The sequence below is a fragment of the Bradyrhizobium arachidis genome, from assembly GCF_015291705.1.
GTDB lineage: Bacteria > Pseudomonadota > Alphaproteobacteria > Rhizobiales > Xanthobacteraceae > Bradyrhizobium > Bradyrhizobium arachidis.
In genome coordinates, this window is record NZ_CP030050.1 from 2,497,578 (window position 1) to 2,510,901 (window position 13,324).

Consider the following 13,324-nt stretch of genomic DNA (forward strand, 5'->3'; position numbering starts at 1 on the left):
TCTACTTGGGATGGCTCATCAAGTTCAAGACTGCGTGGCTTGGGCTGCCTTGCCCGGCCTCATCCGCGTCTACCGCCAGTGTTTGGATCTATGTTACGGATTTTCAGCGGCTTGCTTTGTGACTCATTCTCAGATGGCTGAGGTATGTGCTCAGGCGTTGGAACGACTTTGTTATCGTGGTGAAGGGGCGAGCGCGAAGCATTGCAAAGTGTGACTCAAAGCCAGGAATTGCAGGCCCGCAGAGGATAAGGCCTTGCTGTACTATACATCCGGGCTTCGTACTGAGCGGCGTGATTATTCGGCCGCCGGGGACGTCTTGAAACCAACTCGGCCAAGCGCCGGGAGAGACCGTAGTCGGCGCACGGTGGGTTAACCTTGGTGTTGCTTAAGATCTCGATGGTGATTTCGCCGGTTGAGTGATTGCCGTTCAAGATCCAACCCAGGCGCGGAAGCTCGATGTGGAAGGATCCAAGTTCAATTGGCATCGGCTGTTCTTTGCTTTTCCAGAATGAGTCTGGATCATTGTGCAAAAGCGCTAGAGCAAGTGATCTCAGCCCCCAGTGACAGCTACCTGTCCCCGTGTAGACGTCTACAAAGCGAGCATCGTTGTCGAAATAGCCTTGCGTAAGGCCACCGTCACGGAGGGCGTCATGAGAGATGAAATGTTGCCAGACCAGGTCGAGCGCTCGAAGCGCCATTCCCCTAGACTGAGAAGTGTTCTCGAGGAGCGAAACTGCAATTAGGGGTACAGGTATCGCTGTACGATAGCACACGCTGCGGCCCATGATGGGAATACCGGATGGCCCAATGAGATGCGAAGTGAGCGCCGCGGATTGTGTTAGAGCGTTTCTAATGAAATCGGAATCGAAGTCGGGTGAAAGCCGGTTGAGCCAAAAGAACTCATACGTGATACCCCACGCATTGTAATAATCGACGCCTTCCGGTTTGTCGAAGAACCAACCGTTCTCAAGATAGTTGGACTTGAAGTCCTGGTACTTTGCAAATGCTGCAGCGTCACTCCTCTCAGTTCCGCGGCCGAGGCTCTTCAGGACATTGTTGATCGCAACTGGAAACAGAAGCCAATTGTTATGCAAAGTATCTACAAAAATACCTGCCTCCAGCCATTCCGCGACCTGATTTTGTTGCAGTGGAGAGAGCTTCTCCCACAACTCATCGCGCGTGAGATACAGAACGCGGGCGACATCGGCTCCCTCGACGACGCGTTGATCGTTGTCGCCAATCTGCCCCCAAAAGTAGGGGGACTGAGGATCGGTCCCAGTCAATATGCCGGACTTCAAAGCTGAAATTATTCTTAGTCGTTCTTCACTACGTTCAGCTTCCGAACGAGTAGCGCGAGCCCAAGCGGCGAGCAACACCGCTGTTCTGGCAAATCCCTCGATTCCGTTGACGGAAAAGCCTGCTCCACCACCAATGCCCGGGTAGTTTACCCGTTCGAAATTCGGGGTAGCGTGCCGAAAGAAGCCATCGGAAAAATACTTTATCAGCTGAACAAATCGCTGCTTGGGTGAAAGACTTCCGTCGGCAAATGCCGCCTGTATGTCGCGCTCTTGAAGGCCAGGAGGGGGCATCGATCTATATTTTAGCCAGCCGTCGATCGGCTGTCCTGTCTTCATGAACGCGATCGGTAAAGCCAGCACAAGTGTGAGGCACCCCAAAACGAGCTTTATCCGCAACGTGCTGCCCCAGAAATCTAATGTGGCGCGCGGCCACCAAATCAATGAATTTACTGATGCAATAATACCACGCAGGGAACTTCTGGAAAGCCCCGCGGAACCAGAAAACAAGGGCAGTTGATCGAAAGGTTAAAACCTCTCCTGCACAACGGGCGCCTCGCTGGGTCTTCTTTGCGCGAGGCCGAGCATAATTAGCTTTGACAATGGCCGCTCTATGAACTGGTAGACAGCCACGCCGCCGAGAAGCGCCACCGCGCCACCGCAAATTCCGTAAAAGGCGGCGGCAGAGCTGAAGGCCTGATCAATACCGAAGCCATGTATTATCCCCGTCTTCTTCATCACTAAATTAAATATGAGGAGAATGATGATGTGGGATAGGTAGACAGAGTAGGATGCGTTTCCAAGCAGAAGTGCCGTATTGCTAGGATGTTTCTCCGCATCAAATTCGAAGCTCAATATCCCCATAACGATTAGTGCTGATGACAGACCCCAGGTCAGCGCTCTCTCAAGCAGATTGTCCGGCATGTTCGTTGCTGACAGGACCAGAACAATTAGGCCTCCGCCAATTAGGACAAGGGCCAATGGCTTCGGAGCAGTGCGGTTAGCCTCAAATATCCTCCCGATGATGCATCCCGCCATAAACTCTAAGAGGAGCGGGCTCGTATAGGCGAAAGACATCCCTCCCTTAAAATCGAAAAGGATGCCAACGACGATCAGTGCAGAAAGGCATCCGACTATGGCTTTGAACTGCAATGCTCTCGGCAGGGTGAGCGTAACGGCGAATACACAATAGAAGAACATTTCGTACATCAGCGTCCATCCAAGAAAATAGAACGCAGAAATCCGCTGGCTCAAATGGCCGTCGAACCATGGAATGAAGAATAGGGACCTGATGACATCGAGGGGGGAGATAGGGCTGTGCTTGCTGGCTAGCGTGATTAGGAAATAAGCGAGAGTGAAGAGCCAATAAAGCGGGACGATACGAAGGATGCGATGCCACATGAACTCCTGCGGCCCGATCTGCCTGCGCCCCGTCGTGGTCCACATGATGAACCCGCTGATCACGAAGAAAAGATCGACGCCCGCTTCACCGATTGAGGGCGGTTGTTTCAAGCCTGCATCGAAGTAGGCGGGACCTATGAAGTGGTGCACCACCACGCCGGTTGCCGCGACGGCGCGCAAATACTGGATCGTAACGATTCGATGCACTGCTTGGCCTCAAACTAGTCAGGAACCCGAACGTCACGCGGATGAGGCCATCTCGTCGAGGTTTACCCGGACGTCATTGGATGATCTTCTTACGGCAAGAACGAGGCATATCGATGGTTATGTTGACGCTTGAGCGTGCAATACTAGGTCACGCTGTCGCAGGGGTGTACGCATCTAGAAGCCGCCGCATGCTTCGCGAGCGTCACGGGCGCGACAAAATGTTCGAAGCTTGGTTTCGGCTGAAGTTGGTCAAGCGCGCACCGCCAGGTCATTCCTTGTCGCGGAGCTTGATTGGAGGGGGGCTTCGTACCTTTCTTCTTGTCTTGGCGCTGTCACCAACGGCGGCCCTGGCCGGGGGAACGTGTCTCCTGCATCCGGAACCATTCAAGCTTCAATCGGACACGGTTCGCTGGTCGTTCAAGATCGCTTCGGGCGGGCAATGCATCCAGGGCTTGCGATGGTCGACGATCATGATCGATCACATCGCCATCACCGAGATGCCCAAATCAGGGCAGATCATCATCCAGGGACCTTCGTTCCGCTACTTGTCCAATCAGGGTGCTCGCGGAAGCGACTCGTTCAAGCTGAGCATCACGGGATCGTCGATGCGGATTTCGGGCAATTCGTCGATCGAGGTCGAAGTCAGCGCGGAGTAGACTTGCCGCTGTATTGCGATGGTGCGCTCGACCGTGATGATTTTCGCTTGCTTCGAAGTGCGGTCCCGCCACTGCATGCTCAGCGCGGCGGATTGGTCAGCCCACTGTTGTTGTTGTTGATATTGGGATTCGCCGAGACCGCCGGCGGCACGCCTTGCCCAATGGGATTTTGGAACGGATTGTTGCTCGGTTGGGTTGCGACCGGCCTGCGCGCGGATTGTGGCTGGCCCCTCTGCCCCTGCTGCGTGCCCTGAGCCTCTGCCGCTGTAGCGGTGCCGAGCATTGCTATGACGAGAGCCGTGAGCAGGGACGAACGCATTGTTGCCTCCATCAATCCGACGCGGGTTAACCGACAGCTCCAACCTAGCTAGGCGTTGAGTTGCGGATTGGAAGGCGTCAGGGCTTCTTGCAATCGGTATAGAGAACCCCCGTGGTCAGGACCACACGCTCGATGCAATGCCGAGCATCGGTGATCTCTCCTGGAATCGTGAAATCGTAGGCTTGCCCCCTGAGGATCAGGGCGTAGCGACCCGGCGCCAATTCGAGCTCGGGATCCTCACTATGCAGCTCGTACATCTCGGGCGCATTTGGGATTGGTGATGAACGGAACGGGAACGAAACATTCCTGATCACCCAGGTCGCCTCGCTGTCATCCGGCCTCTTTCCGGCGGCCTCGGCGGAAAATTCCCGGGAGACCCTGGCCAGGATGCGAACCTCGGCCCGATCGGCTGCATTGGCCGAGGAATCGCGGCGGAACACGACGAATTTCGGGTGTCCATTCGGTAACACCGTCGGGCTCGGTGCCTTGAGCGCGGCCGAGACCGCAACGCGAATATCTGGTGCCTTGCCGGGGAGGAGCGGCAGCTCCACGAGACGATTGTCGGCGACCGCGTAGATGCCGTAGTCCGTCGGCCGCAATGGATCGGGCTTCGCCGGGGGAGGCGTCGGCGCAGGTGCGCTCACGGGCTGGACCGGGGGCGAGGCTGTTGCTGTTTCCTGAGGAGGGAGAACTCGGCCGAAGTTTTGTGCGAGGTGCCACAGCCGCTCACGTTGCTGGACGGCGAGCACAACGCCGCCGAGGATGAGAAGCATCGCGGCAGTTCGCCGCATCAGCGCAAACTGCGGGTTTCGGCCGCGACCTGCCGCGTGTTGTGGTCCGACGCGCCAGGCTGGCTCCGGCGGCGTCGGCTGCGCTGCCGCGGCCTGAGCGGCAATAGGGCCTGGCAGCTGATCCGGCCGGGCCAGAGCCTCTTCGGGCCGTACCTTGGTCGGGGAGGGCGCAATGAGCGGCTGCTGCTGCGAGAAGTGTTCAACGCCCCGGATTGCGGTCTCGAGCGCCTGCTGCGCGCGCTTGATATCCTTGGCATCCGCGTGAGTGAACTGCTCCAGCAGTTTGTAGCGGGCAAGGTCGTAGATGGCCTGACGCAAATGCTCGGGGTTTTTGTCCACCGTCTCGATCATGCGGGCGATGACGAGCGCGAATTGGATCTCAGTAGGAGCCTGGTCCGGCCGCTCGAGATCGCTTGGTATCAGATCGCCGGCGGTCATCGCCTGGGTGGCATTCTTGAGTGCATGACAGTCACATTAAACCAATCCGCCTGCGACGAATACGGCATTTTCGGCTGTATCGGCGCCACGCCTCTCGACTAGAATGGCTGGATGCGGCGGATCAGGTGGTCCGGTCGCGAGACAAGCTGTCGTGCAGGAAAATCGCCATGTTCGTAAACTGGAAATCGCCCTTGATGCTGCTGGCCGTGACGTGTCTTGCGGTCGGTGCCGTTCCAGGGCAGGCATCCGCGCTCACGGCCGAGCTTGCACGAAAATGCAGCGCGTTGACGGCCAAGCAGTTTCCGCCGCGCGAGCTCGGCAACCCGGCGGCGGGCAGTGCAAAAGGGTCAGGGCGTGTTCAGCACGACTATTTCAACAAATGTGTCGCCAACAACGGCAATGTGGATGCTCAAAAGCCGCCCAAGTGAGCACCGTCCAAAGTGAACGCCGCCCAACTGATTCCGCAGTTGGGCCTATCGCAAGCACGTTAGGACTGGCGTTGTGCGGATGAGGACGGTGTCTCTGGAGCAGGAATATTGCCTTCCTTGTCCATACAGTTCCTGAAAAAGGCTTGGCGATCGCCGCTCATCCGCACCGACCCGGGGCGCTGATACGGATAAGCGATGTAGGAATAATGCATGCACTTGCGGGCCACCTCGGCGCTTGGAGCGGCGGCCGCCGCGGTCGGAACGAGCGTACAGGCCAGCATGACGAGGTTGATTGTGATCTTCAAGTTCGTCTCGCCTCGTGGGAGGACAGGTGGTTCGGACGAAACAGCCGACGCAACTATATAACCGTTCGGTTTTCGGTCTTGCCAGTGTCGTCTTGCAACCTGCTAACGGGATTTTAGCTTCACATTTACCAACGCGCGCCCTTTGCGGCCGGGACTTACAGAACGTTAGCCCGAGTTGGCGCATCGTCCTCGAAAAGGATGGCGCCAATGAAAACGTTCACTTCTCCCGCTCTCGTTGTGCCGATGATCAGCGCTCTTCTGATCGGCCAAGCCAACGCAACGCCAAATTGCCTGCGAGATCATCAGGCTTACAAGCTCGCCGGCGACAGTATCGACTGGTCGATGACGATCAAGCCCGGCGCCAACTGCATTCAGGGACTTCGCTGGTCGACCATGCAAATCTTCAGCGTGTCCGTCGCGGAGCAGCCGAAGGGGGGCGAACTCACATTGGTCGGTCCCGGATTTCGCTATTTCGCCAACTCGGACTTCAAGGGTAGCGACAGTTTTGCGCTGGTGGTGGTGGGAAAGAATCGCCACGACGAGGGGCGGTCGGTCATTCACATCAAGGTCAGCGCCTCAAACGAGGGGCTCGTCGCCAATCTGACGGGCTATTGAACTGAGGCTTGCCGGCCCGTCGACCTGGCGTTAGCGGTGAGAGTGCTCCTAGGCCTAAGGAGCTCCCGTTGACGCGAGCGAATACGAGCCAGATCCGGCGCTGATAGCCTCGCATGAAGACCATTCCAAGCAAAGCAAACGTAGCGAAGTGCTCGAACTGGGCGCTGGCCAGCGTCGAACGCGGTCACACAGGCAATAAAAAGCAGCTTGCGAGCCTGCCTAGTTTTTCGGCTTCGGAACTCGAACAAACTTCATCTCATTGTGGCAGAGTTGCTCTCTGGAGCGATGAGCCCGTTCGCGGCTGTCCTGGTCGAGAATTGTTGTAACAATTCGACGAACAGCGCAGGCGACGCGCAAGGAACGGGCCCGTCTCGACCGAGTTGTGCAATTGCATAGCAATGCGGTGGCGAAAATGCGCCGTTGGACCGAGGAAGAGATCTCGCGGTTGAGGATGCTGGCGCAGAAGCGGCGTGCATCTCAGATCGCAATTGAACTCGGGCGGTCAACCGGTGAAGTCCATCGTAAAGCCCGTGAGCTCGGCCTGTCTCTCCGCCTCGAATCTCAGACCAAGCGTCCTGGCCCTTGATGGAGAAGGCCGCATTGCCGGCATTGCTCACCTTATGTTTCCCGGTGTGAGCATTGCGAACCGCGGTATCAGCGACGATCGCACGGATTTCTCCGACGCATGAACGCTATCCTCGCCGTTGGAGCGCGGTGCCTTTGTCATGGTGAGATCTAACGACTTCGCGCTCAACTATCGAAAGACCGTCGATCGACTCACAGAGCAGAAAGTCGATGTCTACATCCAGTCCACTCTCGAATGCTCAAGGGCAAGTGCGGCGGGATACTCGATGACATTCGGGCTCTCAACGAGCTGCTCGGCGCCCATGCCGGTGAGGGCGCGTGATATTCAGGCGCGTTTTTCAGTTGAGGTCGGAGTAGCGTTCCTGCAGTGCAAGCCGACAACCATCCTGGTCGAAAGTGCGACGCGGACGGAACTCAGCCATCCGTCCGTGCATGGCAATCAAGTCGGCGAAGCGCTCAATGAGCGAATAATCTCGACCGGAATAGTCGTCGACGAGGATGCGAGTATCGACACTTACGTGGAGCAGGCTTTCAAGAGCACATGCGACCCGCATCCTGCTGTCAATCAAGACGAGGTCAGGAGGCTCGTCGATGACAGCCCACGGAGCCTTCGGAAAACGCTGCCATCTCGCGATATGCGACGGAGTTGGGCGATCGAAGATGGGGTATCCCCATTCTCGTGTCGGGCCAAGGTTCGGCGTCAAGATCGTAATATTGGCCTCGGAGCGCGGCAAGGAAGCCGCGACGGCCTTGGCAAAGACTCGATCTGTCTCGACGCTGATAAGTTTCGAAACATGTCTCGCGGCCACGAGCGTGGTTCCGCCGCAACCGTATTCGAGATACACGCGACTGGATTGAATGGCGGTTTGAAAGCAGGAGAGTCCATCAGGATCGAGTGTGGGAGCTGAGTTTATGACGTAACCCCGCAAATGCTTTCGCGCGACAAACTTTGCGGAATGAAAATAGTATCGGGATCGAGCGAGGGATGGGGTCATCGAAGTCACCGTTCGAACTCCTTTGAGTTCCTGCGCCGCGGTATCAAGCCCCATGCGTTATTCTGCGACTCTCTATGTCGAAACTTGGACGCGCGCTGGTGCTTCAAAAGGCAGGGCCTGTCGCGAGACAGATGATCTCTATGGCGAGCGGTTAAGGTTTATTCGGACTACTCCAGAACCTGCCCCATTGTTGGGCGTGCGAGCAGATAAAGAAGTGTACTAGGATGTTCAGCGGAACATCTATCCCCAAAGGAGCTAGGGTTTTTCATGCGAATCGCGATGATCGGCACGGGTTATGTGGGACTGGTATCCGGGGCCTGCTTTGCGGATTTCGGTCACGACGTCACTTGCGTCGACAAGGACGAGAAGAAGATCGCTAGCCTTCATCGCGGCGAGATCCCGATCTACGAGCCCGGGCTGGACGAGCTCGTTGCGAACAACGTCAAGGCCAAGCGGCTGGACTTCACCACCGATCTGTCGAAGCCGGTCGCCGAGGCCGACGCCGTGTTCATCGCGGTCGGCACGCCCTCGCGCCGCGGCGACGGCCACGCCGATCTCTCCTATGTCTATGCCGCCGCGAAGGAGATCGCGCAGGCGCTGTCCGGCTTCACCGTGGTGGTGACCAAGTCGACCGTGCCGGTCGGCACCGGCGACGAGGTCGAGCGCATCATCCGCGCGGCCAATCCGAACGCTGACGTCGTCGTCGCCTCCAACCCCGAATTCCTGCGCGAGGGCGCGGCGATCCGCGACTTCAAGTTCCCCGACCGCATCGTGGTCGGCACCAACGACGAGCGCGGCCGCAAGGTGATGGGCGACATCTATCGCCCGCTGTCGCTGAACCAGGCGCCGCTGATGTTCACCGCGCGCCGCACCGCCGAGATGATCAAATACGCCGCGAACGCGTTCCTCGCGACCAAGATCACCTTCATCAACGAGATCGCAGACCTGTCCGAAAAGGCCGGCGCCAACGTCCAGGAGGTCGCGCGCGGCATTGGCCTGGACAACCGCATCGGCACCAAGTTCCTGCATGCCGGTCCCGGCTTCGGCGGCTCGTGCTTCCCGAAGGACACCAAGGCGCTGATCAAGATCGCGCAGGACCATGACGTGCAGCTGCGCATCGTCGAGTCCGTGCTGGCGGTCAACGAGAACCGCAAGCGCGCGATGGCGCGCAAAGTCAGCCAGGCGCTCGGCGGTTCGTTGCGCGGCAAGACCATCGCGGTGCTCGGCCTCACCTTCAAGCCCGACACCGACGACATGCGCGATGCGCCGTCGATCCCGCTGGTGACCGGCCTGATCGACATGGGCGCGACGGTCAAGGCGTTCGACCCGGTCGGCATGGAGCAGGCCAAGGGTGAGCTGCCCAGCATCACCTATTGCGAGGACGCCTATTCGTGCGCGCAAGGCGCCGACGCGGTCGTCATCGTCACCGAATGGGTGCAGTTCCGCGCGCTCGATCTCGACCGGCTGAAGAGCGCCATGGCCCAGCCCATCGTCGTCGACCTCCGCAATATCTATCGCCCGGAAGAGATGGAGGCCGCGGGCTTCACCTACGAGAGCGTCGGGCGCCCGCTCGGCTGAGCGAGGCTTGACGCTCTCGATTTGCCCCTAAGCGCGGGCCTCGAGGGAGGCTGTCGCCGGCGCGCCAGGAGAGCATCGCGCCGGCGCACCCCGCGCTCGCTATCTTGACGGTGCGTCCGACACGTTCTGTGTTTTGGGCGGCGATGCCAGCTTCGGTGCAGCCTTGGTATTTTGCGTTGTTGTCGTCGGCTCTGGTTTCGGCGTCGTCGAAAACGTCCGGTCAAAGCAATCCCGCATGGCCTGGTCCGATGTCATGAGCATGCAGTTTGGGCCGGCTTGCGCGGAGTTCGATGAGATGGCGATGCACGCCACGGCCGAGATCAACAAGATACGCATGGCTGAAAATCCTCGTACGCTGCAAAGGCATGCATTGTAGCATTTGCGGTCGGCACCCGTCCAATCGACCAAGGTCTGGTCGATAAATAGGCAACGCTGCGCACAGAGCTTCGCCCCGTTCATTGGACGGGGTGCACTTGCATATTTGAGAGGGGAAGAGGACCTAGTCCCGCCCGCAGCCATTCGGCGCTTCCGGACCGTCAATCTCACCCACATTCGATGTGAAAGGGAACTCGATCATGGCTCGTAGAGCGGCATCATGTTGCGCCGCTCAACACGGGGCAGACGTGTTGCAGATCAATTTCGCGTGTTGAGGTGCGCTCGTCCGGGCGGCGACGGAATAGGCAGCTTATGACCGTGCCCTAGCCAAAGATCATCCAACTAATAGCGGCAAGCCCGGCGCGGGTGATGACATATAGCCAGCCGATCATTGCGACGGCGATCGTGGTCAGATAGGCGGCTGCGAAGGCGCGGTCGCCGATCGGGTTTTTGTTGAGACCGAAGTCTTCGGCGGCCATGTCCGCGCTCAGACTCGTTCGATTAGCTGCATCCGACATGTCTCACCTCCGACGCATGAAGTATGTCGCAGGAATATTGCGCCCACTCGACAGCAACGTGGAAAGCACGCGGCGGCAGAGAGGCAAAAGCGAGACGCGCAACAAGTCGTCCGACGCCTCGTCCGTCGCCTGCCTCGCGAAGGAGCATTCCTGCAGGTTTACCCGGTGCAGTTGTCGTGCCAAGTTTGCGCTTTCTGATGGCGTCTACTTCCTGACGACGATCTCGCCGTCGCTGACTCCGCCGCTGCACCAGAGTTCCGCCGAAGCATCTTCAGAAATTGCTCGGGTACAGCGACGCGTGTCATGGCGCGATCTGCGGCACCAAGGAGACGTCTGCTGGTAACGTGCTCGTGTTGCCAGTGCGGGCGATCGCATGTGCCCCAATCCCTCAGGGCAGTGACGTGCGCCAAACATTTGGATTGTCTGGCGAAGCAATTCTGAGGAACTGGTACTGCCGAACGGCATCCCCAAAGGGCAATACATATTCGTACAGATTGTCCAGTGCGAGCACGCTGCCTTCGTAAAGAACAATCAGAATGAGGTGGTGTTCGCCGGAGTTTCGATGGCGAACCTCCGCGAGCAGCAATTGCGAGGAGCTGCCGCCCAAAGACAAGAGCAGGTGACGCTTGGAAACTGCATAATCGCCACAGTCGCCCTCGGATGGATATAGGTCCCATCCATTCTTCGACCGCTCGCTTGGCGCAATTTGCGCGTTCACGGTCGAATTTGCGAATTGGATATTACGAAGTTCCAATCCCGTTCCGCTTTGAGCGCGATGAGTGTCACAATCGGAGGGATACTTCGCGCAGAACGCCGTGTATTGAACTGGCGGAAGCGTAGGCTCCGCGTGCACATGCAAGGTGCACGACTGCACAAAAATGATCGTGAGCGATGCGTATAGGAGGAGCTTTCGCATTCATTTGCTCGCGTTGAAGCAAGCGATGAAACGTGGCTCCGGATTGAGTCGAACGTTTGGCTACGGCGGCGATGTGCCCTGGGGAACTTTGCGTGCGATTGATGAGGCCGTAGCGGAACAAGTGCGGCCTCCAAATATGTGTCGCGGAGCTGGAAAGTGAGCTACTCCAAATCGCGATAGCGAACTGAGGCGAGCTTCGCATGCGCTCCGATCAAACGCGGATTGCTTCGAAAGTCTGCCATGCATGCCGATCAGATCCGCAAATGGCTGAATCGTTTCGTAGTGCGACCTGCATAGTCGTCGATAAGGATCGGGGCACGGGGAGTGATGGAGATGTGCTTCTAGCGTCATGCGACTCGCATCCTCCGATCCGCCAGGACCAGATCCGGCGTGAACTCAGGAGACGATCGCCAAGGTGCGACAACGAGGCGATCCTCTCGCGCTCGGTCACATGCCGCTCACCATTGGTCCGTCTCCCATTCTTCAAAGGTCTGCGGCTTTTGAATGTATTGCCATTTCCCGTCTTTGCCGCGCCGACGCCAGGTCGGGCACTTAAGCAGCGTCTTGCCGCCATCAACCGTTCGCCTCGGGAAGATAGGAGGTTCACACGGTCGCCATTGATATTCATCATCCGGCTGGCCATTTCGGCCCCCGAACCATCGTCGTAAGAAAAACATTGTGTCAGCCCCATGACAATCATCAGGGCCTATCAGGAGTTGCGGCGCACAATCAATGGCTGAATGCTGGGACTCTTCGTAAGGCATGTAGCGCGGTTAACGCTCTCGCCGATTAACGGTTCACTCCGCCGGCAAGCTGCGACCCGCAAGGAACGGCAAGTATCTTGGTAACCTGTACCTGCTGTGGACATAACTCGATTATGGACGACCTTGATGTTCCCGATTTCCACTTGCAGCATCGGCAAGTCTGCACTGTTCGGTCCAACTCCCGAATGCGGCGAACACAATTTCGAGACATATGACTTGCTCGCAGGAGCGTGCACATGAACAACGACACGCACACGATCCACACCGGCCCTCTCACCGCGGCCATGAAGGCTCACGGCGCCGAACTGTGCTCGCTGAAGGACCGCAGCGGCACCGAGTTCATCTGGCAGGCGGGGCCGGAGTGGCCGCGCCATGCGCCGCTGCTGTTCCCGATCGTCGGACGTCTTGCGGGCGACGAATTGCGGCACCAGGGCAAGACCTACCGGATGACCCAGCACGGCTTTGCGCGCGACAGCCGCTTTGCCTGGGCGAGGCGTGATGAGACCAGTTGCACGATGGTGCTCGAAGACAGCGAGGCGACGCGCGCGCTTTATCCGTTCGCCTTCCGCCTGACGGCCATCTATACGATCGACGACGCCGGCCTCGAGCTGGCGCTCACGATCGTCAACACCGGCAAAGAGATCCTGCCGGCCTCGCTCGGCGGACATCCCGCCTTCAACTGGCCGCTCCAGGCGGGCGTGCCCAAGGAAAGCTATGCGCTGACCTTCGCGACGGCAGAGGCATCTCCCGTCCGCCGTCTCGATGGTGGATTGCTGCGCCCGGCGACGGAGCCGAGCCCGGTCAACGGCGCGGTGCTGCCCTTGTCCCAATCCCTGTTCATCGACGACGCCATCATCTTCGACCGGATCGAGAGCAGCTCGGTCCGCTATGCCGCCGCGAAGGGCGCATCCGCCGGGCCGTGGCTGAAGATGTCCTGGCGCGGCTTTAGCGAGCTCGGCGTCTGGTCGAAACCTTCAGGCGCGCCGTTCCTCTGCATCGAGCCCTGGCGCGGCTACGCCAGTCCCGCAGGCTTCGATGGCGAGTTCGGTGACAAGCCCGGCCTGATGCATATCGCACCTGGAGCGGAGCAGAGCTTGTCGTACCGGATCGAGGTCGGATCGGCCTGAGATCGATGACC

14 protein-coding genes are annotated in these 13,324 nt (G+C 58.6%); 6 read left to right on the plus strand and 8 right to left on the minus strand.

Annotation, left to right across the window (positions count from 1 at the left end; translation table 11 throughout):
* Positions 1-215: 215 nt before the first annotated feature.
* Together WN72_RS11485 and WN72_RS11490 are read right to left on the minus strand one after the other, a co-directional pair.
* Positions 216-1,805, minus strand: a complete 1,590-nt coding sequence (locus WN72_RS11485) for a DUF2264 domain-containing protein (protein WP_143130685.1) — start codon at positions 1,803-1,805, stop codon at positions 216-218.
* Positions 1,806-1,823: 18 nt separating this feature from the next.
* A complete protein-coding gene (locus WN72_RS11490) occupies positions 1,824-2,903 on the minus strand; it encodes an acyltransferase family protein (RefSeq protein ID WP_092217581.1) in 1,080 nt (359 codons plus the stop codon).
* Positions 2,904-3,091: 188 nt separating this feature from the next.
* On the opposite strand from WN72_RS11490, the gene WN72_RS11495 reads away from it, so the two are divergent.
* Entirely contained in the window at positions 3,092-3,559 is a 468-nt protein-coding gene (locus WN72_RS11495; RefSeq protein WP_143130686.1) for a hypothetical protein, read from the plus strand.
* Positions 3,560-3,638: 79 nt separating this feature from the next.
* Here WN72_RS11495 and WN72_RS11500 read toward each other — a convergent pair whose 3' ends face one another.
* Positions 3,639-3,878, minus strand: a complete 240-nt coding sequence (locus WN72_RS11500; protein WP_244553834.1) for a hypothetical protein — start codon at positions 3,876-3,878, stop codon at positions 3,639-3,641.
* A 77-nt stretch (positions 3,879-3,955) separates the two neighbouring features.
* Positions 3,956-5,107, minus strand: coding sequence for a hypothetical protein (locus tag WN72_RS11505; protein ID WP_092217583.1), 1,152 nt, complete (start codon positions 5,105-5,107; stop codon positions 3,956-3,958).
* Positions 5,108-5,301: 194 nt separating this feature from the next.
* On the opposite strand from WN72_RS11505, the gene WN72_RS11510 reads away from it, so the two are divergent.
* On the plus strand, positions 5,302-5,535 hold the full coding sequence (locus tag WN72_RS11510) for a hypothetical protein (protein ID WP_092217593.1): 234 nt from the start codon (positions 5,302-5,304) through the stop codon (positions 5,533-5,535).
* 59 nt (positions 5,536-5,594) lie between these two features.
* Here WN72_RS11510 and WN72_RS11515 read toward each other — a convergent pair whose 3' ends face one another.
* On the minus strand, positions 5,595-5,840 hold the full coding sequence (locus WN72_RS11515) for a hypothetical protein (RefSeq protein WP_244553835.1): 246 nt from the start codon (positions 5,838-5,840) through the stop codon (positions 5,595-5,597).
* Between the two features lie 198 nt (positions 5,841-6,038).
* Between WN72_RS11515 and WN72_RS11520 the strand changes: the two genes are divergently transcribed.
* Positions 6,039-6,455 (plus strand): Ig-like domain-containing protein, encoded by a 417-nt coding sequence (locus WN72_RS11520; protein WP_143130687.1) that lies wholly within the window; start codon positions 6,039-6,041, stop codon positions 6,453-6,455.
* A gap of 923 nt (positions 6,456-7,378) precedes the next feature.
* Here the strand turns inward: WN72_RS11520 and WN72_RS11525 are convergent.
* Entirely contained in the window at positions 7,379-8,089 is a 711-nt protein-coding gene (locus tag WN72_RS11525; RefSeq protein ID WP_143130688.1) for a hypothetical protein, read from the minus strand.
* 213 nt (positions 8,090-8,302) lie between these two features.
* On the opposite strand from WN72_RS11525, the gene WN72_RS11530 reads away from it, so the two are divergent.
* Positions 8,303-9,613 carry a UDP-glucose dehydrogenase family protein gene (locus tag WN72_RS11530; RefSeq protein WP_194483019.1) on the plus strand — a complete coding sequence of 437 codons (1,311 nt, stop codon included), beginning with the start codon at positions 8,303-8,305 and terminating at the stop codon, positions 9,611-9,613.
* A gap of 133 nt (positions 9,614-9,746) precedes the next feature.
* Positions 9,747-9,989: a hypothetical protein gene (locus WN72_RS11535; protein ID WP_092218163.1), complete on the plus strand. Its 243-nt coding sequence runs from the start codon at positions 9,747-9,749 to the stop codon at positions 9,987-9,989.
* A 322-nt stretch (positions 9,990-10,311) separates the two neighbouring features.
* Here WN72_RS11535 and WN72_RS11540 read toward each other — a convergent pair whose 3' ends face one another.
* Positions 10,312-10,506 (minus strand): hypothetical protein, encoded by a 195-nt coding sequence (locus tag WN72_RS11540; RefSeq protein WP_143130736.1) that lies wholly within the window; start codon positions 10,504-10,506, stop codon positions 10,312-10,314.
* Between the two features lie 388 nt (positions 10,507-10,894).
* Positions 10,895-11,422 carry a transglutaminase-like cysteine peptidase gene (locus tag WN72_RS11545; protein ID WP_092218162.1) on the minus strand — a complete coding sequence of 176 codons (528 nt, stop codon included), beginning with the start codon at positions 11,420-11,422 and terminating at the stop codon, positions 10,895-10,897.
* A gap of 1,000 nt (positions 11,423-12,422) precedes the next feature.
* Between WN72_RS11545 and WN72_RS11550 the strand changes: the two genes are divergently transcribed.
* Positions 12,423-13,313: an aldose 1-epimerase family protein gene (locus WN72_RS11550; protein ID WP_092218161.1), complete on the plus strand. Its 891-nt coding sequence runs from the start codon at positions 12,423-12,425 to the stop codon at positions 13,311-13,313.
* The last annotated feature ends 11 nt before the right edge of the window (positions 13,314-13,324 follow it).